We start from the raw sequence: 23,379 nt of genomic DNA, 5'->3' as shown, positions 1-23,379 counted from the left end.
GGAAGGGATAAGCGCTGAAAGCATATAAGCGCGAAACCCACCACAAGATGAGATTTCTTTAAAGGGTCGTGGGAGATTACCACGTTGATAGGCTATAGGTGTAAAGGCAGTAATGTCATAGCCGAGTAGTACTAATAACCCATAGGCTTATTGTACGCCTGTTTTTTTACTAAGTTCAATACAATTATTATAAAATTCATGTTATTTTTTTCAATATGTTAAGATATTTATCATGCTATATGCATGATGCTGAAGACTAGAAGTTCAATACTGATAGTCAGCAGCTATAACTTAAGGTGGTTATAGCGATGGGGCTCACCTCTTACCATTCCGAACAGAGAAGTTAAGCCCATTAGCGCCGATGGTACTACATTTGTGGGAGAGTAGGTCGTTGCCTTTTTTAGAGAGTCTAATTACATGTGTAGTTAGACTCTTTTTTTTGTCTTAAACTTAATTAAAACACAAAACTATCTATTAAACAAAGACTGACGTTGAGAGGTGCGGGAGCGATAGTAGTGGTTAGCTTTTCTGAAACTTCCATTTATGGTTTTACAAAACTAGTAACGCATACCGCAGTTTTTATTTTTATTAAAAACCCGCCTAAATAAACTTCATAAATTATTATCTTCAAACTCTATTTTACTTCTAATAATGACAGATAATAAAGAACTGGAATTAGCTTGGGCGTTTGTGAATAATACAAACCGGTCTATTTTTTTAACGGGTAAAGCGGGAACTGGAAAAACCACATTTTTGCACCGATTAAAAATGAACAGTTTAAAACGTATGGTAGTTATTGCACCTACTGGTGTGGCTGCTATTAATGCCAAAGGTGTTACTATACATTCTTTTTTTCAAATGCCTTTTGGTCCTATTTTACCTGACACAGATTTGAATGCTTCTAAAGGATTCAATAGGAAATTCAGTAAAACCAAGATCAATATTATTAAGTCGATGGATCTTTTAGTTATTGATGAAATTAGTATGGTACGTGCCGATTTATTGGATGGTATTGATAGAACATTACGCCGTTTTAGAAATAGAAACAAAGTTTTTGGTGGTGTTCAAGTATTAATGATTGGAGATTTACAACAGCTCTCTCCTGTTATTAAAGAACAGGAATGGGATTTGTTGAAGCATGTTTATAAGAATGGTTTCTTTTTTAGTAGTCAAGTATTTCAACAATGCGAAGCGGTGACTATAGAGTTGAAACATATTTATAGGCAGGAAAACCCCAAATTTATTGAAATACTTAACGAGATTAGAAATAATACGCTGACCGAGGCTGCAGCAATGGAATTGAATAAGCGTTATATACCTGATTTTACGCCTAAGCCTGATGCTGGATATATTTCGTTAACCACTCATAATAATAAAGCCGAAGCGACTAATAGGTTAGAGTTAGAAAAGTTGATAACTAAATCATTTATTTATGTTGCAGAAGTGGATGGGAAGTTTCCAGAGTATGCTTTCCCAAATAAGCAGGCTTTGGAATTAAAAGTTGGAGCACAAGTCATGTTTGTTAAGAATGATAGTAACGCCGATAAACGCTATTTTAATGGTAAGATAGGGAAAGTTATATTGTTGGATCGAGATGAAGTCGTTGTGCATTGTCCTGATGACGATTTTAATATTAACGTAACGCCCGAAATTTGGGAGAATATTAATTATTCGGTAGATGCTGAAACAAAAGCGATAACAGAAGAGAAGATTGGATCATATACCCAAATGCCTTTAAGGTTGGCGTGGTCTATTACGATTCATAAAAGTCAAGGGTTAACTTTTGAAAAGGCTATTATTGATGCTCAAGGCGCTTTCGCACATGGGCAAACTTATGTGGCTTTAAGTCGATGTAAATCGTTGGAGGGTTTGGTGTTGAAGAGTAAGATTCATTCGAGTCAAATTATTAATGATGGTAACGTGACCACGTTTAATAAAAATGCTAAACAAAATGCACCAGATGAAACAGTTTTAGAACATTCTCAGAAACATTTTCAATTGGATTTGATTTCTGAAGTATTTGATTTTTATGAATTTTTATATCCTTTGAATCGGATTTTAGATACTTATTATAAGAATAGAACGGTGGTCGTTGGGGATATAGAAAACACGTTTTTGCCTATTAAAGATACAATTACTAACTTTTTGAAAGTGGCTAATGGATTTAATGCACAGTTGAAACAAATTTCTGAAGATGATGGTGGTTTACCAGAAAAGAGTTTTATGATTCAAGAGCGTTTTAAAAAGGCAATCAAATATTTTAAAACCGAAACAGATACGAAGATAGTTACATCATTAAAGACTTTTACTTTTACTACAGATAATCAAGCAGTGGAGAGTGAAATCACTAAACATTTAGATAGTTTTGAGGAATTATTGTCGGTAAAATTACTTTATTTTAAAGGTTTAGATTCCGGGTTTGTTTGTAAACATGTTTTGGAGTTACGTGCTAAGTCAGTATTTATGGGTAAAGACAAACCCAAGAAACTGAGAAAGTCAGTTGTTGAAGGAACTAGTAATGTGGAGTTATTTGAAAAACTCCGTATGTTGAGAAATGATATTGCTGAGGAGAAAGACTTAATTCATTATCAGATTTTTGCACAAAAGACATTATATGAAATGTGTGAAACCTTACCAACCACTAAAAAGGAATTGTTAAATGTAAACGGAATGGGGAAAACACGTGTTGAAAAATATGGGTCAGCTATATTAAACGTGATAAGAGCGTATTGTGAAGAGCATGATATTGAAACGGCTTCTGATTCTGAAATATTTGATGAACCAAAACCTAAAAAGAAACTTGGTGAAACTAAAAAGGAATCTTTAGAATTATTCAAATTAGGAAAGTCTATAGAACATATTGCAAACGAACGAGAACTCAATATAAATACTGTTTTTGGACATTTAGCTTCTTTTATTCCATCAGGAGAAATCAAGGTTACCGATCTAATGCCTATCGCGTATTATGAGGAACTAAAAGCTATAATCCCAAAGAAAAAATATGAAAACTTATCTGATTTAAAACATCAATTAGATGAGAAATATAGTTATGGCGACTTACGTTTGGTCTTGGATGATTTGAGAAATTAGCTACCGATTAAAACATATAGATTATGCTTGCCTTGATAACAAAACAAGGTTTTAGTTATAGGGATTTTGAAGTGTCTAGACTAAAGTAAAGTATTTTATGAAATTAAAAATATTTATCTAAATTAGTGTCCATGAATGTTATCATCCAATCAACTCTCAAAACACTACAGAAATCTCAAGTTTTATTAGATAATTTATCCAATAATCAGTTATGTGATGCTACTGTTTCTCCTTACTATTCTAGTATAGGGACTCACATTAGGCATATTTTAGATTTTTATGATTGCATTTTTAGTACTGATGCCGAAAATAGAATAGACTTAACAGCTAGAAGTAGAAATAAAGATGTAGAATCTGATTGTGGATGTGCTCAAGATTACTTAAACTTCATAATTGGCAGATTAGGTTCTATCGCATTAGATATTAATGAAGCTGTCTTAGTAGTTGATGATTTAGGATTGGGTAAATTGGAAATACCCTATACTTATGGTTCATTGTTGGCTCACGCAAACAGCCATACTATACACCACTACGCTATTATCAATTATATTTTTGATAGTTTAGAAATTGTTGTTAATGATGCTGAATTTGGGTATAACCCAACTACACCAAAGCATATTTCTGCTATTTAATTTTTTTTTTGAACATACTGTCTAGTATTGTATTGATACCCTTAAACCCAAAAAATAGTGCCAGACAGCATATTATTATAGCTATGATCAAAACCACATTATCTATTGGAGTTTTTAGCTTTGTTTGTGAAATATAAGCAAGTATTGGGCCCGTAAACATACAGGCTAAAGCTATGCCCAATAGTTTAACTCCTTTTAAGAGAACGTCCTTATTTGTTCTATCAGTTTCCATTGTTGAAGTTGTTAATGGCTTCTCTTACACTTTTGTGTTTGCTTAGTAATTCTAAAGCTTTTGTTTCAGAAACATTTATTTCTTTCATTATCATTTTAGCACCTCTATCCACAAGCTTATTATTACTCAATTGCATGTCTACCATTTTATTTCCTTTTACATGACCTAAGAGGATCATTGTGGAAGTGGTAACCATATTAAGTACTAATTTTTGAGCTGTTCCAGCCTTCATTCTAGAGCTACCAGTTACAAATTCTGGTCCTACAACAACTTCTATAGGGTATTTTGAAACTTGACTTAAAGGACTGGTTTTATTACAAGTAATACATCCTGTTATGATGTTGTTTTCATTACAAGTTTCTACAGCTGAAATAACATATGGTGTCGTTCCTGATGCAGCAATTCCAACAACAACATCATTCTGATTAATGTTATATTCTTGTAAATCTAGCCAGCCTTGAGTTTTAGAATCCTCGGCAAATTCTACGGATTTTCTTATGGCAGAATCTCCACCAGCAATTATACCGATAACTAAATCATGTGATACTCCAAAAGTTGGAGGGCACTCAGACGCATCCAAAATCCCCAATCTACCACTTGTACCAGCTCCCATGTAAAATAACCTTCCACCTTGTTTTAGTTTTTCAACTATTTGATTTACTAAACCTTCAATTTGTGGCAATGATCTTTCAACAGCATAAGGAACTGTTTTATCTTCTTTATTAATGTTTTCAAGCAATTCAGAAACACTCATCTTTTCTAGATGATTGTGGTTAGAATCTTGTTCGGTAGTTTTAATGAAACTCATGATTCAAAAGTACATAAAAATTTAGTTGGCATTAATCTATCTATTGTTTGTTTTGAGACGATTTTAGTTATTCAACGACATAGGTAAAGACATCTGTTTCAGAAACTCTGAAATATCCAAGTGGGAAATTATCTGGGTTAGTTTGATTGATACAATTACCTCTTACTGTGGTTGTTTGTGTTTCAAAAGGGTCTCCAGAATCCTCATCGGTTTGTTGTAATAAAATATTTAAAAACTCGTAAGTACGTTCAGAAATACCAGAGTTTCTTATTAGCATCTGGTCTCCAGACTCTAAATCTTCATCAGAATAAAATGCAAAAATTTGGTTACCATCTGTAAATTCATCATCATAGACTTCAAGAGTTGAACTATTTGTGTCTAGAATCAAAAACTCAAAAAGATAATAGTTTTCTATATTCTCAGGATCTGTATAATAAGCTTTAATTTCTATTTCGTCACCTGAAAATCCACCATCATTTTTTTGTTCTATAGATTCAATGGGCACTGCGGGTGTCATAGTTTCTGTAGCTATATAAGTCTCACTCTTATAAAGAATATTTAAATTATAAATTTCACCAATAACTGGTATGAAGTTTTTATTTTTATAAATTCCGGTGTTGCCTTCTTCAATAAAATTAAAAGTATTGTTACTTGAATCTAAAATAAATACATTAGCTCCCGTAGCGGGTGGAATAGCATCATCAAAATATGGTGCAGTAAGACTAAGCTGGATTAATTGAGTGTTTCCATTTGTGCCTTTAAGCCAATGTATGGAAGCGTCGATAACTAATCGTGGCTCAGCATTATTTACATCAATATCAATAACATCCTCACAAGAGATTAGTGTTAGAAGAATAAAAATGGTTTTAAATTTTTTTTTCATAACCTTAAAGTTTAAAATTATAAGATATTGATGGTACAACTCCGAAAATGGCTAATCGAGTAGCTTCGTTTGAGCCCGTCATTTCGTTTTGCCCAAAAGATATAGAAGCTGCATTTCTTCGATTATAAAGATTATAAATACCAAAGACCCAATGGCTTCTCCAGCCTTTAGTTTTATTTGGTTTTGGTGTGTAGTTTAAAGATATGTCTAACCTGTGATATGCAGAAAGTCTATCAGCATTTCTACTGCCATAATTAGGGATGTTTAGGCCGTTGTATTCATATTGTCCGTTTGGAAATGTTGCAGGTTGCCCCGTTTGAAATAGAAAATTAGTATTTATTTTCCATTTTTCATTCCAATCATAACTTCCTGTAAAGGAAATATCATGTGTTTTGTCAAAAGGTGTTCTATACCATTCACTATTATTTATTCCTGCTTCTAAGGCTGTTCTTCCTGGCGTTTTTTGCTCAGATTTAGATAGGGTATAAGCAAACCAACCTTTAAATCGTCCTTCATTTTTTTTAAGTAAAACTTCCAATCCATAAGCTCTAGACTTTCCATTTAATATCACCTGTTCAATAGCATTGTTTGCAATTAAATCTGCCCCATCAATATAATCTATTCTGTTTTTTACGGTTTTATAGAAGCTTTCAACTTCTAATGAATATTTGTTATTATTGAAATCTTTAAAGTATCCAACCGCATATTGGTCCAGTAATTGTGGTTTTACATATTTACCACTTGGAGTCCAAATATCTAGTGGAGTTGGTGAGTTAGTATTTGAAAGTAGATGTAAATATTGACTCATTCTATTGTAACTCAATTTTACCGAACTGTCAGAATTTAGTTGATAAGCTAAAGATGCTCTAGGTTCTAAGTTGTAAAAACTTTCAATAACATCACTTCGTTTAAAAGATTCGGTTCCAATTGGTACTGCCTTTTCATAAATTTGAAAATCTTGATTAAATGTAACCGCTTGATTATTCTCATAAATATTTAATTCATCTTGCCCTAAACGATGAAAACTACTTAAACGTAATCCATAAGATAATGCTAGTTTATCTGAAACTTTATGTTCGGCATCTAAATAAATAGCATTTTCAATTGCATATTTATCAATAAGCTTAAAAGGGTTTATTCCTGAAGATTCTACAGTAGGATTAATTTCACCTGGATTAAAATTATAATAAATACTATTTAACCCATACTGAAGTTTTATTTTATCAGTTAGATAATGTTTAAAATCGTATTTTAAATTGAAATTCTGAATTCCAGAAACCCAGTCGAATTCAACAAAATTTAATTTTAGGTCATAGTAATAATCGGAATAAATTAAAGATAAATTGGAAAAAAGCTTATCAGAAAACAGATGATTCCATCTGAAATTTAAAACAGAGTTACCATATGTGTTTTCAAAAGTATCTTCAATTCTAAAGACATCTCTACCGAAGTATCCAGATAGATAAATATTGTTTCTTTCATCTAATTTGTAACTTAATTTAGTGTTCAAATCATAGAAGTAAGCAATGTTATTTAAATCAAATAGGGGTAAAAATAAATGCGCATAACTCGATCTACCACCCAAAAGAAAAGATCCTTTATCTTTTTTAAGAGGACCTTCAGCTAATAATCTACTGGAAATAATCCCTATACCACCATTCATGTGAAATTCTTTACTATTTCCTTCCTTCTGATAAATGTCTAAAACAGAAGAAACACGACCACCATAACGAGCAGGAATCCCACCTTTATATAGTTTTAAATCTTTGATAGCATCTGGGTTAAAAACGGAGAAGAAACCAAATAGGTGCGATGAATTATAAATGATAGCTTCATCTAAAAGGATTAGGTTTTGGTCTGCTGCACCACCACGAACGTTAAAACCTGAAGCACCTTCTCCCGCATTAGTAACACCAGGTAGTAGCGTTATGGCTTTAATAATATCAGACTCACCAAGTACCACCGGAATATCTTTAATAGTGGCAGACGTAAGTTTATTTATACTCATTTGCGGCTTTCTAATATTAAGATTTTCAATATTTTCTGTAATGATAACTTCATCCAAACTTTCTAAAGCATCTGTTAATTTAAAGTTTCTTGATATGTCTTCTGATAGCGTAAAAGTTTCTGATATTGCTGAATATCCCAGATAACTAATAACAATATTATAAGTGCCCTGAGGTAATGTCATGGAATAGAAGCCATACTCGTTGGTAGTTGTACCGGCAGATATTTCTGGAAAGATAATATTAACTCCAATAAGGGTTTCGTTACTTTTTTCTTCAGAAATCGTTCCACTCAATGTGAATTTTTCTTGTGCACTAAGGGGGAGTATTGTGAAACAAAATACACAAAGAAACCATAAAAACTTGGTCTTCATTTAATAGCTTTTTTTTATAAAAGTATTAAAAAAGCCCCTAATAAGGAGCTTTTTTAGGTTATATTGATGTTATAATTATCTTAAAATAGTATTAAAGGTCTCACTAGGTCTCATCACATGATTAATAAGCGCTTCATCCGGTTCATAATAACCTCCAAGATCTGTAGGTTTACCTTGAATATCATTTAATTCTTTTATAATAGCTTGTTCATTATCAGCTAATTGTTTAGCGATTGGCGTAAATTCAGCTTTTAAGGCGTCATCTATATTTTGATTAGCCAATTCTTGTGCCCAATACATGGCTAAGTAAAAGTGACTCCCTCTATTATCTAATTCACCAGATTTTCTAGAAGGTCCTTTTCTGTTCTCTAACAATTTATCAGTAGCATCATCTAAAGTTTGACCTAAAATTTTAGCTTTTGCATTGTTATTAACTTCACTAAAATGTTCTAAAGAAACCGCTAAAGCTAGAAATTCGCCTAAAGAATCCCAACGTAAATGATTCTCTTCAAGCAATTGTTCAACATGCTTAGGAGCGGAACCACCAGCGCCAGTTTCGAATAATCCACCACCATTCATTAACGGAACAATGGATAACATTTTTGCGCTAGTACCAACTTCTAATATTGGGAACAAATCTGTTAAATAGTCACGTAATACGTTTCCAGAAACTGAAATAGTATCTTTTCCATCTTTCAATCTTTCGCAAGTAAAAAGCGTAGCGTCTATAGGTGATAAGATTCTTAAATCTAACCCAGAAGTATCGTGATCTTTTAAATATGTATTTACTTTTTTTATTAATTCTGCATCATGTGCTCTGTATTTATCTAACCAGAAAACAGCAGGTGTTTGAGAAGCTCTTGCCCGTGTAACCGCTAGTTTAACCCAGTCTTGAATTGGTGCATCTTTAACTTGGCACATTCTCCAAATATCTCCAGTTTCAACAGTATGTTTTATTAATGTGTTGCCAGAAGCATCATTAATGCTAACAGTTCCATTAGAAGCTATTTCAAACGTTTTATCATGTGAACCATATTCTTCAGCTTTTTGAGCCATTAAACCAACATTAGGAACGGTTCCCATAGTTGTAGGATCGAAAGCACCATTCTTTTTACAGAAATCTATAGTTGCAGAATAAATCCCTGCATAGCTACTATCAGGAATAACAGCTTTGGTATCTTGTAATTTACCATCAGCATTCCACATTTGCCCGGATGTACGAATCATTGCAGGCATAGAAGCATCAATAATAACATCACTTGGTACATGCAGGTTTGTAATGCCTTTATTACTATTTACCATAGCAATTGCTGGTCCATTTTTAAATGCAGTATCAATGTCTGCTTGAATTTCTTTACGTTTGGCTTCTGGTAAACTTTGAATTTTTTCAATTAGATTTCCAAAACCGTTATTTACATCAACACCAATTTCATCCAATGTTTCGGCATGCTTAGTAAATACATCTTTGAAAAACACTTTAACGGCATGACCAAATATAATAGGGTCGCTCACTTTCATCATGGTCGCTTTCATGTGTAATGAAAACAATACATTATTTGCTTTGGCGTCGGCTATTTGCTCTTCAAAAAAGGTTAATAAGTTTTTTTTGCTTAATACGGTGGCATCAATTATTTCTCCTTTTAATAAAGCCAAAGAATCTTTTAATATAGTAGTTGTACCATTGCTATCAGTATGAACAATTTTTATACTAGTGGCATCATTTAAGGTTACTGAGTTCTCATTATGAGCAAAATCATTAGCTTCCATAGTAGCTACATGTGTTTTAGAATCGCTAGACCAAGCACCCATAGAGTGGGGGTTTTTTTTAGCATAATTCTTAACAGCTTTAGGCGCACGTCTATCTGAATTACCTTCACGTAACACAGGGTTTACGGCACTACCTTTTATTTTATCGTAACGTACTTTAATCTCTTTTTCAGCTTCAGTTTCAGCTTCGTTAGGATAATCAGGAATGTTAAAACCTTTAGATTGTAGTTCTTTAATAGCGTCTTTTAATTGCGGAACAGAAGCACTGATATTTGGTAACTTTACAATATTTGCTTCTGGTTTTTTTGCTAATTCACCAAGTATAGCTAAATCGTCTGAAACACGTTGGTCTTCATTTAAAAAATCTGGGAATACAGCTAAGATTCTTGCTGCTAATGAAATATCTTTAGTTTCAATATTAATTCCAGAAGACTTTACAAATGCTTTTACAATAGGTAATAAGGAATGTGTTGCTAAAGCAGGAGCTTCATCGGTTTTAGTATAAATAATTTTAGACATTTGTGTCGCTTTTTTTGATTTTCTTTAGTGCTAAAAAACCAGAAGTTGAAAAACAGGTTTTATTTTTAGCGACGCGAATATACAAAATTGTAATCGATTAATTTTTAATCAAGATGTGAAATTAAAGCTGTTGTAAAGAATTAGTATTATAATAAAATAGAGAGGAGTAAATAGCGATTTATTAAAATAGAAACGGTGTAAAGTTATAAAATAACAAAAGCCATATCATTGTAGAACTTAATCTACCTTGATATGGCTTTTTTGAAATAACTCAGCATGACCTAATTAGCATTGCTACTAATGATTGTTTAAAATTTTCATCTAAACCGTTTCAGTTCAAGTTTTATTATTTCAAAGAAACATAATTGTAATTTTCAAAATGTATTGACATATTACTATAATGTTTCTGTTAACTGTTTTCTTGATGCTATTAGTTCAATCTTCGCTTTCGCGTTAAAATTACTGCTAGCATTGCTCGCATTACAACATCTACTTTCACAAATGTTGCTTTTTAAGCTTTTCATCATACTAGTTTTCACCTGCTTGCACATGTGCCACTTTTTATAATGTCATGGTTGTTTCGTTTTACACGCATACACGTGATACAATAAAACCTCAAAAACAATTATATAAAGAACGTTACTTCATTTAGAAAGTCTTGTAAATTCGTTTTAAGGCGAAACCAACCAAGGTTGTCATTATTTCTTCCGTAAATATAAGATCAGATTTCAAAAAAACAAATTTTTCAAGCTATTAGATATCAACTACTTATGAACCATACTTATTAACTTTTGTTAATAAAAAAAGCCTTGAGATATCTCAAGGCTTTTAAATACTGCAATTGCAGATGTATCGTTATTAACGTCTACGCTCAGTAATTCTAGCTTTTTTACCAGTAAGGCCTCTAAAGTAGAATATACGTGCTCTACGTACTTTACCACGTTTGTTAACTTCTATTTTTTGTAATGCAGGTAAATTAATTGGGAAGATACGCTCAACACCAATAGAACCAGACATCTTTCTAATTGTAAAAGTTTCTGAAGTTCCAGTCCCTCTTCTTTGTATTACTACACCTCTAAAAAACTGAGTACGCGTTTTGCTACCCTCTTTAATTTCGTAGAATACTGTAATTGTATCACCAGCAGCAAATTCTGGTAAATCTATTCTTGTTACAAATTCGTCTTGTACAAACTTTACTAAAGATTCCATATCTCTAAATTTAATTATAATTAATCCAGAACAACATTCACGATTTTCGCTAGAGGTTAATCCGAAATTGGGTGCAAAAGTAATTATTAATTCATAATCTACAACCTTTTGTTTGTATTTTTTTGGTGTTTCTTTTTGCGTGGAAGTGTTGCAATAGTTTCATGCTTATTAAAAGCAAAAAGTCAGGCTATCCGCTATATCTTTTTCTTGTACCTCAAAAAAAGGATGCCGCTTCTATCCTTAACACAAGCTTGTTTGTGGCCTGTAGTATCAGTTTTTAAAAGAAAACAATCAAATTCTGTCATTACGAGGAAAGATAACGACGTAATCTTATGAAAGGAAATACAATTAAAAAGATTCTTTCGTTCCGGGCAATGACGTTCGATTAATCATCCAATAAATCTGGGCGTCGTTCTTTAGTTCTTAAATATGCTTGTTCCTCCCGCCATTTTTCAATTTTTGGAAAATTACCACCAAATAATAATTCAGGTACTTTCCAGCCTTTATATTCTCTTGGTTTTGTATAAATAGGAGGTGCTAATAAACCGTCTTGAAAAGAATCGGTTAGGGCAGAGGTTTCATTACCTAATACGCCTGGTATTAATCTAATTATAGCATCGCAAAGTACAGCCGCACCTAATTCGCCACCAGATAACACATAATCTCCAATAGAAATTTCACGAGTTATAAAATGATCGCGTACACGCTGGTCTACGCCTTTATAATGTCCACATAAAATAATAATGTTTTCTTTTAAAGATAGTTGGTTGGCAATACCTTGTTTTAAAGTCTCCCCATCTGGAGTCATGTAAATCACTTCATCATAATCGCGTGCTGCTTGTAATGTCGAAATACATTTATCAATGGGTTCCACCATCATTACCATGCCAGCACCACCACCAAATTGTGTGTCGTCAATAGATTTATAGTTATCGGTAGTGTAATCTCTTAAATTATGGAAATGGACTTCTACCAAGTCAGCGTCAATAGCTCGTTTTAAAATTGAGGCTTCAAACGGGCTTTTAAGTAATTCTGGTAAAACAGTAATAATATCTATGCGCATTTTAAGTAATTAAGTGGTACAAAGATAATTTAATTGTTTGGGATGTTGTTATAGAAATTGGAATGTACTAAAGATTGTGATTTTATACATTTTCCCTACTATCGACAGATTAATTTTGATCTATTCATTTAAGAGCCTCGCGGTTTTGTCTAGATGTTTTTTAATTAAATATTTCAGTCTGATATGGCAACGGCAATTTTAGAGTCTGCAGTACCATAATATAAAAACCATTTGTTTTTAAAGAAAACCAAACCTTCAACAAAACAGACTTCATTGACTTCTCCTATTTTTTCGTAATCTTTATCAGGGTGAATAAAGTAGCTTTTGGTTCTATCTATAAGTTTGTAGGGTTTTGTTTTATCGAATAAAGCTTGTCCAGCTGCATATGTGTATTGTGGCAACAAAAGATCATTAAAGTTTGAAGCATTACTTCCATTATAAATTAGTAAAATACCTTCTTCTTTTAGTATGGCGTAAGGTCCTGGTTCTACTAATCGACTATCAAAATAACCCATTCTTGGATGCAATACTGAAATTGGTTTCTTTGATTCTTCATTTATGGCTATTTCCCAATGTATTAAATCTGTTGAGGTTGCCATAAATAAATTAGTATCTCCAAAGTACATCCAATACTTACCATTTATTTGTGTGGCTACCATTTTATGGCCTTCTAGTTTACTTACTATAGCACCAGCTTTTGACCATAAATCTTTGTATTTTTCGTCTTTTAAAACTAAACCATGCTTAGTCCAAGTTTTTAAATCTTTTGAGGACGCTAAACTTAAACGTGCTGTTTTACCATCATAAGCAGTGTAAGTCATAAAGTATTCACCAGTGTTGCTTTGAACCACTCTAGGATCTTCAACCCCATCAAAATAGCAAAAATAGCAATCTTCAGAATTGGTTTGTTCTGCTTCACTTTTCTTGTAATTCCATTCGTAAACTTTCATATCGTCATTATCTGGAAACAGGATAGGTTCCTCCATTTTTTTAAAATGAAGTCCATCTTCGCTTATAGCCATTCCAATTCTCGATGTGCCATTTAAGTCTTGTGCTCTATACATTAAATAAACTTTATCATCTTTTACAACAGCAGTTGGATTAAGTACATTTCGTTCTTCCCATTTCGCTAAAACACCAGTAATTGGATCTGTAAATTGTAAAATAGATGAAGGGTTTAGGATTGGATTGATGCTATCTACTTTTGTAAACTCATTAAAAAACACAGGGTTTATCGTTTCCGAAGTAGAATGAGTTTGTCGTTTTTTATGGTTACACCCTAAAAATAAAATGATCAATACTAAATAAGTTGAAAATTTAGTTTGTTTTAGGTTCTTAAGCATAGTAGCGATTTTAAAGTATTTATGTAAGGTCGACAATTTTTTATGAAAACCAAAAAATGAATTAAATCAAATAGATATAAGAGGCATATTATTATATTAAACCAGTCTTGAAAAGCGTGCGTTTGAATAAGGAAAATCAACACCCATGGCAAAAGTGGTGAATAGACCACCAATTGTTGCTGACAAAATAGTCTCCCATCCAACATTCGATAAGATAGCTGCACTATCAATGTCAATAAGCGTCATGATGATACCTATAAAAACTGATAAGATAGCAGTCCACTGATATAACCTGAGTCCTTTTAGGATAGGTGTTTGCACTTCACCCCTATATGCTTCTTCTACAAAGCGGCCGATACCAGTTAAAATTAAATAAAGACCAAAAATGAAGGGTGATGAAAAATTATTATACCAAAGTGATAATAGAATGAAACCAATCAAAAAGAGCCAGAGCATAGAATAAAGCGGTGTTGGATGAAGCAGTTCTCCTTTTAATTGTGAAATTCCACAAACGCGTGAGCGATGATGAAAATATTTAATACCAATGTCTGGGTTGGTAACTTTACTGCCATGACAACAACCGTTTACCAAACAGCGAAAACGACCTATGCCTTGCACCCAAGGCATAACTACTGAGATCACTCCTATAATAACCCATACATTATAACCCATTGTCAATACGATAAGGCTGGCAAAAATAATGCCTACCAAAGCACCATAATAGCCATATGGCCTTTTTAGTTTTTCAGATCCTTCAATAATTTGTGCCCAAAGTGCTGAAAACACTATAACCACAAAGGCAAAAATTAAAAGGCCCCAAGCATAAGAATCGCCAACTAATATTCCCGCAAGCAAAATACCTAGAAATGTCCCAAAACCAACATAGAAGCCGTGATTGATTACTCTTATTTTACCAAAGATCCATTCTTGCCATGAATTCGCTATTTTCTCTGCCCCTGTCCTCAAGAAAATCCAGATATTAAAGTAATTGTCTGCTAACAGGAATATCATAATAGAACTACTTACATGTAGCACTGCAGAACGACTGAAAGGTAATTGTATACTCATTAATACAATAGCTATGATACTAAATAAAACGCCTAATTGATTTGATTGCTTGAAAATAGATCTAATTCCCAAAATTATTAAAAACAGGGGGGTGAAATAGACAAAATGATGTTGAAATGGGAGATATAGTATCTCTAGTCCAGGGTATAACAGAGCTGTAAAAGTGAAAATACAAACGGCAATTATACTTGTAATTACCCATGTCCGCAACAGGTTTTTTGTTTTGATTAGAAAAGGTATGCCAAATATAAATAGCACACTCAGTAAAGGCAAATATTGATTTTCAATATTTATGAGTAAAACCGATTGTTTTCCTAAAATAGCAGACCAATCTCCAACTAAATGAGCTATAATAAAATTAGCTAAGAACAAAGGTGCTGCTACCCAAAACAAAGAAACGAGTCGATCACGAATACCAGTTTGTTCTTTTGTTTTTGCAGGAAGATCTAAAATTGTTGCCCTCGGCTCATTTGGAAATCTTTTTTTTAGATCAATGGCTTCATATCCCATTACGAGAGCGACCATAGCAATTATCGTAATTGGCGTTACCAGCCAAAGCCCACTTGCAGACTTGGTTAAAATAAAATATCCTGCCAATAAAATGCCGAATCCCCAATATATGGGATGTCTAACAAGATGGTACGGCCCATTTGATACATATATAGGCGGAGGATAGGCGTTCATAGGTAAGCCTTTGCCATACTTTTTTAAAGCATACATGGCCGATACCATAAGTAAAGCGCCAAAAATAATGAATATATAACCGGCTATAGTTGATTCCATTGCAGGGAAGATTATTAAGTCTTCTGTATATTTTGCCCATAGCAATAGGATACTAGGTATAATAATAAGAAAGACTATGGCATATAGTAGTTTGTTGATTTTAGTTGTTGTTTTATTCATTTTGTTCGCATTTTATAGAAGAAAATCAGCATTGAAAAACTTAAAAAGACGAATCCGTATAGCAAGCTATTCAAAATTGACGTGCTGGCAGAGTAATCTGTTACTGCTGTAATAATCGCCGTTTGGGATGGAAAATAAGCAGGAAGGAATTTTATGATGATTTGATTTTGTGCCTCGGCATAAAATAAAGGGTTCTGCAACCAACCGACATCAATATTTACAAGTAAAACTATCATTAAAACCCCTTCTAATTCCATTTTAATGAGACTGCCAACCAATAATCCATAACTTCCGTAGACGAAACCTATGAGAACTAAACCTAATATGAATCTGCTTAGGTGATCAATGGTGTAAAAAGCGTTGGTAAGCAACCCGATATATATTGCAATCAAAACGATTACCAAAATCAATGCTAGCAAAATGGAAATCATTAATTCAATGGGATGATATCCACAAATAATAAGTCTGCGGTTTACTGCATTATTTTTTTGAATAAGATTTAGTGCTAGAAATGAAACCAGAAACCCGGATGAGGCTACTGCGAAAAATATGAAGGAAATACCCTTTTCACTTATATTTATAAATACGTCCTCGTCTAGTGATGCTAATTGAAATGGAAGCATTCTTTCAGAAGTTGTAAACTCAACGATCGTTAAGAAAAAAACAGGTATTATTAAAAGTAAAATAATCACAATCTTTTGACGAATGAGCATTCTCAAAATCATTGATAAACCTGTTATTATCTTATTCATCATATTAAAATTCCATTTTCAAGTTTATAAATTCGGTCAAGTCTTTCTTTTTCACTCAATAAATGAGTTACAATAAGAATAGCACAACCCTGCTTCTTAAGATGATTGGTATAATTCCAAAACATCTGATAGGTATCCCAGTCAAATCCATTGTAGGGTTCATCAAGAATTAATAAGTCGGGTTCATGAAGAAGCGCGATGGAAAGGTTTAGTTTTTGTTGGGTACCACCACTCAAATTGATAATTTTTTCTTGTTTGTATTTCCTGTAGTTGAAGTGAAGCAATAATTCTTCAGATCTTCTTTTCAATTGATCTCTTCCAATACCGTAGGCTATAGCGAAGTAAATGAAATGCTCTTGCACAGTTAGATGGGGAAAGAGTAAAGCTCTTTGCGGGCAATAACCTATTTTGCCATTTCTGTTAATTATTCCTCTGTCAGCACTTCGTGCGCCAACAATAATATCCATTAAGACAGACTTTCCTGAGCCATTTTCGCCTACAATGCCCGTAATTGAACCAGCCTTCAATTGAAACGAAATATTCTTTAAAACTTTATTCCTTCCAAAAGATTTAGCAATATGTTCTGTATTTAAAATCATTGATCTTGCGCATTAAAATTCACCCATTCATGGATAGCCATACCTTCTGTAACGGGACTCCCATTTTTGTGAAATTCGGCTTTACTTAACCACTTATGATTGTCCGCCATTAAAAATTTAGTAGGCATCAATTTATTAAAGCCCGGGAGGTAGCACAAAATCTTTTGTGCCACTTGAAATATTTTTTTTTCAGATTCCAATGCTACACCACGATCAAGCTTCAGTAAGAAATCATTTGATGTTGATGAAATATGATCGTCTTCAATACTACACGTCGTTATCTTTTCACCATTAAGCCATAACCATTGCTGTTTATTTTCTTTTCGCAGTTCAATCCAAACCATTGTATCTTGAAGTGAATGGAATCTTCCCCATCGAAGATCGTTCATTGGAATATGCCACGGAGGCGTCGTGAGGATTAATTGCTCGACGTAACCATTTCCCTGTATAATTTTGTCCTTTATTTTGAGTTGAACTAGGGAAGCAGGCTGAAAACAGTTCCAGTCTAAATAGCCATCATCAGTATCAAATATTCTGGTATGAAGAGGCTTAGCCGCAGACTCCCAACTTCCAGATACTTTAAATTTATCATCGTGCCAGGTGATCAATTTGTCCATTAATTTAGGGGCCTGAACATTTAAAAAGTGTGATTTTACTTTAACACCACTTTCGGGACTGTATCTTATCCAACTTGCATAATGAGTCACAAATCCTTTCCAGGATAATTTTGCGCTATAAAAGATCATAGTTTCACCGTTGTTCCCTATAAAATCAAGAAACCATTTATTTAGATGAAAATTAGATCTTCCCATTTGTGTTTAACTTTTTTTTGTTTCTAAAAGAATTTTTTTAAAAACTTTTCTTGCTGGAAACTCATAGACTAGTAAAAAAGTCCATCTTTCTAATAAAGAAAAGTGACCTAAATGCAATCTGCGATGATGTTCTTTAAGGAGTTCCAAGCCATCTTTGGCGCGTTGATGCATCCACTTTTTTATTTTTAAAGACAACGGAGCAATAAGATCTTCATCTAAAATGTGAAATAGCGCGCAATCTTCTTGAGAAATGTTCACATATCCAGCAGCCAGATCAGCTTCAATATCTTCTATATCATATTGGTAACGACATGCTACCCCAAGAGGCTCTAATAGCTCATACTTGTCAGGATCATCCTTGAAAACCTTTAAAGTAGCTCTGATGGTTCCTCTTATATCTAGCAAATGAAAATGATGCATTAATTTCTTTTTAGAAAAAATGATCATTTTACCCCTGCGCTTCGCATCAAAAAGCAAAGAATTAAGTATGTCTTCAGTTTCGGTTTGGAAATCTTCACCAAATTTTTCTGCTAATTCAAAACAATAAAGAATAAGATAATCGACTTCATCTTTTGGATTAATCATGTTTTTCGAGAACCTAATTTTCTCAAGAATATAATCACTTTCATTAAGATACCCTTCAGGCAATGGCGCATCACCATCAACAACATCATCAAGAAAGCGCATTAAAACATAATATGATTCAAGAAATTCACCTCTGGTAGGTGCAAAGGCAGCGTATTTGAAAAAGCGTAGATAACGTAAAAACGCACGGTATTTCCAGCCTCTTGTTTTAAGCATATGCTTAAACACGCGGTTACGCATTAGTGCGTATTTTTTTTCGTCTCTAATTTTCAATATCATGTCTTTAAGAATTTAAAGAAGTATTAGTCGTATTGGTGTTCTTTTGATGACCACCAGCGACTTGATATGAAATCGTTTTAATCTATTATATTAAACGAAGTTAGTCGAATTTTTTTACAAAGTCAAGCGTTTAAATCAGCTCATATTTTTTAAAGCAGTTAACTCTGCAATTTTACAAATCACCTCGGTAGCTTTAATCATACTTTCCACAGGTACATACTCGTAACGTCCATGAAAATTGTGTCCGCCAGCAAAAATATTAGGGCAAGGTAATCCCATATAACTTAGTTGTGAGCCATCAGTTCCGCCACGAATGGCTTTTATTAATGGTTCAATATCAAGTTGTTTCATAGCATCTTCGGCAATATCAACAATATGCATAACAGGCTCTACTTTTTCCTTCATATTAAAATATTGATCTTTAATTTCGGTTGTAATAACCTCTCTGCCATATTGCGAATTAAGTTCGTTAGTTAGCTTTACCATAACTTCTTTACGTGCTTCAAAATGCTTTTTATCGTGATCGCGAATAATATATTGTAATGTAGATTCCTCAACATCACCATTCATATTATGTAAATGAAAAAACCCTTGATAACCTTCAGTATGTTCTGGAGTTTCCATTCTAGGAAGCGAGTTAATAAACTCTTGTGCGATATACATGGAGTTTATCATCTTACCTTTGGCATAACCAGGATGTACAATTTTTCCTTTTATTTTCACAACGGCTCCTGCCGCATTAAAATTTTCATATTCTAATTCACCAATCTGGCTTCCATCCATGGTGTAAGCCCAATCTGCTCCAAATTTCTCAACATCAAATTTATGAGCACCTCTTCCAATTTCTTCATCTGGGGTGAAACCAACTTTAATGTTTCCATGTTTAATTTCTGGGTGGTTAATTAAATATTCCATGGCAGAAACAATTTCACAAATACCTGCTTTATCATCAGCTCCTAAAAGTGTTGTGCCATCTGTTGTGATTAAGGTCTGACCTTTATAGAGCAGTAAATCGTCAAAATAATCTGGCGACAAAATAATATCTTCAGCTTTATTCAAAATAATATCTTCACCATTGTAATTCTCAATAATTTGAGGTTTAACGTTGGTGCCAGTAAAGTCTGGCGAGGTATCAAAATGGGAAATAAAACCTATAGTGGGCACATCATATTCCACATTACTTGGTAAAGCTGCCATGATATAAGCATTATCATCAATACTGACATCTTGCATACCTATCATTTCGAGCTCTTCTGCAAGTTTTTTTGCTAAATCCCATTGCTTTTTAGTGCTTGGTGTAGTTTCAGAATTTGGGTCTGATTCTGTATCTATAGTAACATAACTTATAAACCGTTTTATAATGTCTTCTTTTGAAATCATGTAAATTAAATTTTGTGATGATTGATAACTATAATTGGCTCTAATTTACGATTATTAAGCGTGAATAAGTAAGTGCAACTTGATTTTTTATTTACAGTATTTCAACTTATTTTTGCATCAAATAATTTTGATGTATAAATCACTACTTCGCCCACTATTCTTCTCTTTTGATCCTGAAAAAATTCATCATTTCACATTTTCATTAATAAAATTCACGTCAAAAATTCCCGGATTTAAAAGTCTTTTTAGAAGTTTATATGTTATTGAAGATGAACGATTAGAACGAAATTTATTCGGACTTACATTTAAAAACCCCGTTGGATTAGCAGCAGGTTTTGATAAAAATGCAGTGTTATACAATGAATTGGCAAATTTTGGTTTTGGTTTTATTGAAATAGGCACCGTAACTCCAAAAGGACAAGTTGGAAATCCTAAAAAAAGGTTGTTCAGATTAAAAGACGATCAAGGTATTATTAACAGGATGGGTTTTAATAATGAAGGTTTAAACGCTGCAATCGAGCAACTAAAAAAGAATCAAGGCAAATTGATTATTGGTGGTAATATTGGTAAAAATACAGATACGAAACCAAAAGATTATACTAGTGATTATCTAGAGTGTTTTAATGCGCTACATCCTTATGTGGATTATTTTGTCTTGAATGTGAGTTGTCCTAATGTTGGAAGTCATGCTAAATTAAATGATAAGGATTACCTTGAAGAATTAATTGGCGCTGTACAAAAAGCAAATAAAAGTTTTAAAAAGCAGAGACCTATTCTTTTAAAAATAGCACCAGATTTAAATAACAATCAATTAGATGAAATTATTGAGCTTGTTAAAGACACAAATCTTGATGGTGTTATTGCGAGTAATACAACAACAGCCAGAACAGGATTAAAAGCTTCAAAAGAGAGACTTGAAGATATTGGTAACGGCGGTTTAAGTGGGAAACCAGTAAAGGAAAAAAGTACGCAGGTTATAAAATATCTTTCTGATACGAGTAATAAAGCATTTCCAATAATTGGGGTTGGTGGCATTCATTCTGCTAAAGATGCCCTTGAAAAATTAGATGCTGGAGCTGACTTAATTCAGATTTATACGGGCTTTATTTATGAAGGACCAAGTTTAATAAAATCAATTAATAAAGCGATACTTAATAAGTAAAGACTTTATTTGATAATCTTTTTTACAACTCTTGATTCACCATTAGTTATAGTAAGTAAATAGGTTCCAGAAGACAGACCACTAAAGTCAATAGGATTATTCGTTAACGCACCAGACAAAAATGGTTGTCCCACTAAACTAGTAATTGTAAAGGTTGAAATGTTTTCTAAATCCTTGTTTTTAACATAAAGCAAATCACCTTTAATTGGGTTAGGGTATGCTTTATACATATCATCAGTTATAGTGGTGTGAATCGTTTTAACTAAAATATTATCAATAGCTATATCACCTTTCCAACTAGAACCTCTTACAGCTCTGAAACGCACTTTTATAGTTTCGTTGGCATAAGACGACAAATCAACTGATTTGGTAATAAAATCATCACTTTGATGGTTTTGTTGACTTCCATAAAGCGGATCAATAACATCATTAATGTATCCAGAATCTGTTTTAATATCTACATGTAATTCTCCAATGCCTTTACCAAACATATGGTATGAAAATTCTAATTCACTGTTTTGATAGTTCACATCAATACAAGGTGAAAGAAACTCAGTAACATCACCAGGTTGTGCTCCAGATGATTCTGCATATATGTATGTGTTCAAGTTGCTTTCAGAATTCTTATAGTTTGAAGGCCCGGTTTCACTCGATTGTGTATCACCAAAATTTGTATACCAATAATAACCGTTTCCGGAAACATCTTTACTTGTCCAACCTTGATTGTCAAGCATATTAAATTCTTCAAAAGTTTCATCTAAAAGATCTGTATGTGTACCTACTTTAATGAAATTAGTAAACTTTTTTCTTATAGTTTTAGACTTGTTTGATACTGTAAGCTTGACATCATAAATACCAGTTTCAAAAGTATGTGAAGGGTTTTTAGTTGTATAATCTATATTGCCATCACCATCTACATCCCATTGCCATGAAGTCATGTTATCACAAATGCTCTCAAAATTTACTGTTAGTAATTCTTCACACGTTTCACTTTCATTGACGGCTATGTCTGCATTAAATGATGGACATGATAAATAACTTTTAGTTGTCATATAAAAGGCATACATTCTCGCTAATTGCTGTTCAGAGAAATAATTTCTGCATTCTTTTCTAGAATAAGACATCATATTATTGGTATCTGGAGTATAAGTATCTCCATTAGCATCTGTATCTGTTCCTAAATAGTTACAAGAACTATTAACTGTTGAGCTTTTTAATCTTGGATCTGCAGACGTATCACAAATACCATCACCATCAGTATCACAATTACTACCATCAACTAGCTCAGAAGTTTTTTTATTATTATCGGCTCCATGTGTATGTAATAAAGAGAAAAAATGACCGAGCTCATGAGGAAGAGAAGACCCATTGGTGGCACAACTATTTTTCAAGACAACTATATCATTTCTGCCAATATTATCACTATAACCGCAAATAGCTTCGTCAGATTCGTTTTCAATGTAATTAGTAAAATATATGTTTATTAAACCAGGAACGTAGTTAGTTTCTATAAAACTTTTTTCTTCACCTCTTTTAAAATGACATAATTTATCATCATCAATATAATCAATACCACCACACAAGAAAAATTCTAGAAAGGCATCGTCGTAAACTGAATTTAGATTTGATATAGCATCATTAAGTTCAGAGATATTTAAACCACCAGAGCCATCTGAGTTTCTAATAATGTATACTTTTACAGGTATAGAATTTAAAACATTTGTTGGAACCTTCCCTTTAGCAGATCTAGAAGATTTGTCTGATAAAAATTCGTTTTCGTATTTTTTTAGTTGAGGTTTAATGTTTTCGTAAAACGCTATCGCATTTGAAGTTGTTATATTACCGCAATTTGCTTCTTCTTTATTTTGAGAAAACATGCAAGTGGACATTGATAAAAATATCGAAAGCACTAA

18 protein-coding genes and 2 rRNA genes are annotated in these 23,379 nt (G+C 33.0%); 5 read left to right on the top strand and 15 right to left on the bottom strand.

All coding sequences use genetic code 11. The features are described from left to right. From QZ260_RS04915 to QZ260_RS04900, 4 genes are all read left to right on the top strand, one after another. Positions 1 to 155 (top strand): 23S ribosomal RNA (locus tag QZ260_RS04915); the annotation flags it as partial. 137 nt (positions 156 to 292) lie between these two features. Then, positions 293 to 400: ribosomal RNA gene (rrf, locus tag QZ260_RS04910) — 5S ribosomal RNA — on the top strand. Between the two features lie 251 nt (positions 401 to 651). Further along, on the top strand, positions 652 to 3,090 hold the full coding sequence (locus tag QZ260_RS04905) for a helix-turn-helix domain-containing protein (protein WP_295983436.1): 2,439 nt from the start codon (positions 652 to 654) through the stop codon (positions 3,088 to 3,090). A 131-nt stretch (positions 3,091 to 3,221) separates the two neighbouring features. After that, on the top strand, positions 3,222 to 3,722 hold the full coding sequence (locus QZ260_RS04900) for a hypothetical protein (RefSeq protein ID WP_295983433.1): 501 nt from the start codon (positions 3,222 to 3,224) through the stop codon (positions 3,720 to 3,722). Here the strand turns inward: QZ260_RS04900 and QZ260_RS04895 are convergent. The 14 genes from QZ260_RS04895 to pepT all read right to left on the bottom strand — a co-directional run bounded on the left by QZ260_RS04895 (position 3,715) and on the right by pepT (position 20,304). Next, positions 3,715 to 3,954: a DUF6095 family protein gene (locus tag QZ260_RS04895; RefSeq protein ID WP_295983429.1), complete on the bottom strand. Its 240-nt coding sequence runs from the start codon at positions 3,952 to 3,954 to the stop codon at positions 3,715 to 3,717. The two genes, QZ260_RS04900 and QZ260_RS04895, sit on opposite strands and share 8 nt — an antisense overlap. After that, on the bottom strand, positions 3,944 to 4,762 hold the full coding sequence (gene murQ / locus QZ260_RS04890; protein WP_295983424.1) for an N-acetylmuramic acid 6-phosphate etherase: 819 nt from the start codon (positions 4,760 to 4,762) through the stop codon (positions 3,944 to 3,946). The genes QZ260_RS04895 and murQ overlap by 11 nt, the downstream gene beginning before the upstream one ends. 67 nt (positions 4,763 to 4,829) lie before the next feature. Next, on the bottom strand, positions 4,830 to 5,645 hold the full coding sequence (locus QZ260_RS04885) for a DUF4249 domain-containing protein (RefSeq protein ID WP_295983421.1): 816 nt from the start codon (positions 5,643 to 5,645) through the stop codon (positions 4,830 to 4,832). A gap of 4 nt (positions 5,646 to 5,649) precedes the next feature. After that, a complete protein-coding gene (locus QZ260_RS04880) occupies positions 5,650 to 8,025 on the bottom strand; it encodes a TonB-dependent receptor (protein ID WP_295983418.1) in 2,376 nt (791 codons plus the stop codon). Positions 8,026 to 8,100: 75 nt separating this feature from the next. Next, on the bottom strand, positions 8,101 to 10,311 hold the full coding sequence (locus QZ260_RS04875) for an NADP-dependent isocitrate dehydrogenase (RefSeq protein WP_295983414.1): 2,211 nt from the start codon (positions 10,309 to 10,311) through the stop codon (positions 8,101 to 8,103). Between the two features lie 858 nt (positions 10,312 to 11,169). Beyond that, entirely contained in the window at positions 11,170 to 11,520 is a 351-nt protein-coding gene (gene rplS, locus QZ260_RS04870) for a 50S ribosomal protein L19 (RefSeq protein ID WP_271560929.1), read from the bottom strand. A 385-nt stretch (positions 11,521 to 11,905) separates the two neighbouring features. Then, positions 11,906 to 12,583: a tRNA (guanosine(37)-N1)-methyltransferase TrmD gene (gene trmD, locus QZ260_RS04865; RefSeq protein WP_295983404.1), complete on the bottom strand. Its 678-nt coding sequence runs from the start codon at positions 12,581 to 12,583 to the stop codon at positions 11,906 to 11,908. 173 nt (positions 12,584 to 12,756) lie between these two features. After that, on the bottom strand, positions 12,757 to 13,926 hold the full coding sequence (locus QZ260_RS04860) for a glycoside hydrolase family 130 protein (protein WP_295983401.1): 1,170 nt from the start codon (positions 13,924 to 13,926) through the stop codon (positions 12,757 to 12,759). A 96-nt stretch (positions 13,927 to 14,022) separates the two neighbouring features. Beyond that, on the bottom strand, positions 14,023 to 15,897 hold the full coding sequence (locus QZ260_RS04855; protein WP_295983398.1) for a prolipoprotein diacylglyceryl transferase family protein: 1,875 nt from the start codon (positions 15,895 to 15,897) through the stop codon (positions 14,023 to 14,025). Further along, positions 15,894 to 16,652 carry a hypothetical protein gene (locus QZ260_RS04850; protein WP_295983396.1) on the bottom strand — a complete coding sequence of 253 codons (759 nt, stop codon included), beginning with the start codon at positions 16,650 to 16,652 and terminating at the stop codon, positions 15,894 to 15,896. The genes QZ260_RS04855 and QZ260_RS04850 overlap by 4 nt, the downstream gene beginning before the upstream one ends. Continuing rightward, positions 16,649 to 17,248 (bottom strand): ABC transporter ATP-binding protein, encoded by a 600-nt coding sequence (locus tag QZ260_RS04845; protein ID WP_295983393.1) that lies wholly within the window; start codon positions 17,246 to 17,248, stop codon positions 16,649 to 16,651. The genes QZ260_RS04850 and QZ260_RS04845 overlap by 4 nt, the downstream gene beginning before the upstream one ends. Then, positions 17,245 to 18,060 carry a hypothetical protein gene (locus QZ260_RS04840; protein ID WP_295983391.1) on the bottom strand — a complete coding sequence of 272 codons (816 nt, stop codon included), beginning with the start codon at positions 18,058 to 18,060 and terminating at the stop codon, positions 17,245 to 17,247. The genes QZ260_RS04845 and QZ260_RS04840 overlap by 4 nt, the downstream gene beginning before the upstream one ends. A gap of 6 nt (positions 18,061 to 18,066) precedes the next feature. Next, a complete protein-coding gene (locus tag QZ260_RS04835; RefSeq protein ID WP_295983388.1) occupies positions 18,067 to 18,924 on the bottom strand; it encodes a hypothetical protein in 858 nt (285 codons plus the stop codon). A 135-nt stretch (positions 18,925 to 19,059) separates the two neighbouring features. Further along, positions 19,060 to 20,304, bottom strand: coding sequence for a peptidase T (gene pepT, locus QZ260_RS04830; protein WP_295983385.1), 1,245 nt, complete (start codon positions 20,302 to 20,304; stop codon positions 19,060 to 19,062). A gap of 130 nt (positions 20,305 to 20,434) precedes the next feature. On the opposite strand from pepT, the gene QZ260_RS04825 reads away from it, so the two are divergent. Then, the gene (locus QZ260_RS04825; protein WP_295983383.1) at positions 20,435 to 21,466 is read left to right on the top strand and encodes a quinone-dependent dihydroorotate dehydrogenase; all 1,032 of its coding nucleotides are present in this window, start codon (positions 20,435 to 20,437) and stop codon (positions 21,464 to 21,466) included. 5 nt (positions 21,467 to 21,471) lie between these two features. Here QZ260_RS04825 and QZ260_RS04820 read toward each other — a convergent pair. Continuing rightward, on the bottom strand, positions 21,472 to 23,379 hold a 1,908-nt coding region (locus QZ260_RS04820; protein ID WP_295983380.1), incomplete at its 5' end, for a T9SS type A sorting domain-containing protein.

Source organism: uncultured Algibacter sp., assembly GCF_905480415.1.
Classification (GTDB): domain Bacteria; phylum Bacteroidota; class Bacteroidia; order Flavobacteriales; family Flavobacteriaceae; genus Algibacter_B.
This window is presented reverse-complemented; position numbering and strand designations above follow the sequence as displayed.

Bases quoted from the DNA above. Each gene is read 5' to 3' on its own strand.
- QZ260_RS04860 (WP_295983401.1), bottom strand. From the start codon at position 13,926: ATGCTTAAGAACCTAAAACAAACTAAATTTTCAACTTATTTAGTATTG.
- QZ260_RS04825 (WP_295983383.1), top strand. From the start codon at position 20,435: ATGTATAAATCACTACTTCGCCCACTATTCTTCTCTTTTGATCCTGAA.
- QZ260_RS04895 (WP_295983429.1), bottom strand. From the start codon at position 3,954: ATGGAAACTGATAGAACAAATAAGGACGTTCTCTTAAAAGGAGTTAAA.
- QZ260_RS04845 (WP_295983393.1), bottom strand. From the start codon at position 17,248: ATGATTTTAAATACAGAACATATTGCTAAATCTTTTGGAAGGAATAAA.
- QZ260_RS04840 (WP_295983391.1), bottom strand. From the start codon at position 18,060: ATGGGAAGATCTAATTTTCATCTAAATAAATGGTTTCTTGATTTTATA.
- QZ260_RS04875 (WP_295983414.1), bottom strand. From the start codon at position 10,311: ATGTCTAAAATTATTTATACTAAAACCGATGAAGCTCCTGCTTTAGCA.
- QZ260_RS04900 (WP_295983433.1), top strand. From the start codon at position 3,222: ATGAATGTTATCATCCAATCAACTCTCAAAACACTACAGAAATCTCAA.
- trmD (WP_295983404.1), bottom strand. From the start codon at position 12,583: ATGCGCATAGATATTATTACTGTTTTACCAGAATTACTTAAAAGCCCG.
- rplS (WP_271560929.1), bottom strand. From the start codon at position 11,520: ATGGAATCTTTAGTAAAGTTTGTACAAGACGAATTTGTAACAAGAATA.
- QZ260_RS04855 (WP_295983398.1), bottom strand. From the start codon at position 15,897: ATGAATAAAACAACAACTAAAATCAACAAACTACTATATGCCATAGTC.
- QZ260_RS04835 (WP_295983388.1), bottom strand. From the start codon at position 18,924: ATGATATTGAAAATTAGAGACGAAAAAAAATACGCACTAATGCGTAAC.
- QZ260_RS04885 (WP_295983421.1), bottom strand. From the start codon at position 5,645: ATGAAAAAAAAATTTAAAACCATTTTTATTCTTCTAACACTAATCTCT.
- QZ260_RS04880 (WP_295983418.1), bottom strand. From the start codon at position 8,025: ATGAAGACCAAGTTTTTATGGTTTCTTTGTGTATTTTGTTTCACAATA.
- pepT (WP_295983385.1), bottom strand. From the start codon at position 20,304: ATGATTTCAAAAGAAGACATTATAAAACGGTTTATAAGTTATGTTACT.
- QZ260_RS04850 (WP_295983396.1), bottom strand. From the start codon at position 16,652: ATGATGAATAAGATAATAACAGGTTTATCAATGATTTTGAGAATGCTC.
- QZ260_RS04905 (WP_295983436.1), top strand. From the start codon at position 652: ATGACAGATAATAAAGAACTGGAATTAGCTTGGGCGTTTGTGAATAAT.
- murQ (WP_295983424.1), bottom strand. From the start codon at position 4,762: ATGAGTTTCATTAAAACTACCGAACAAGATTCTAACCACAATCATCTA.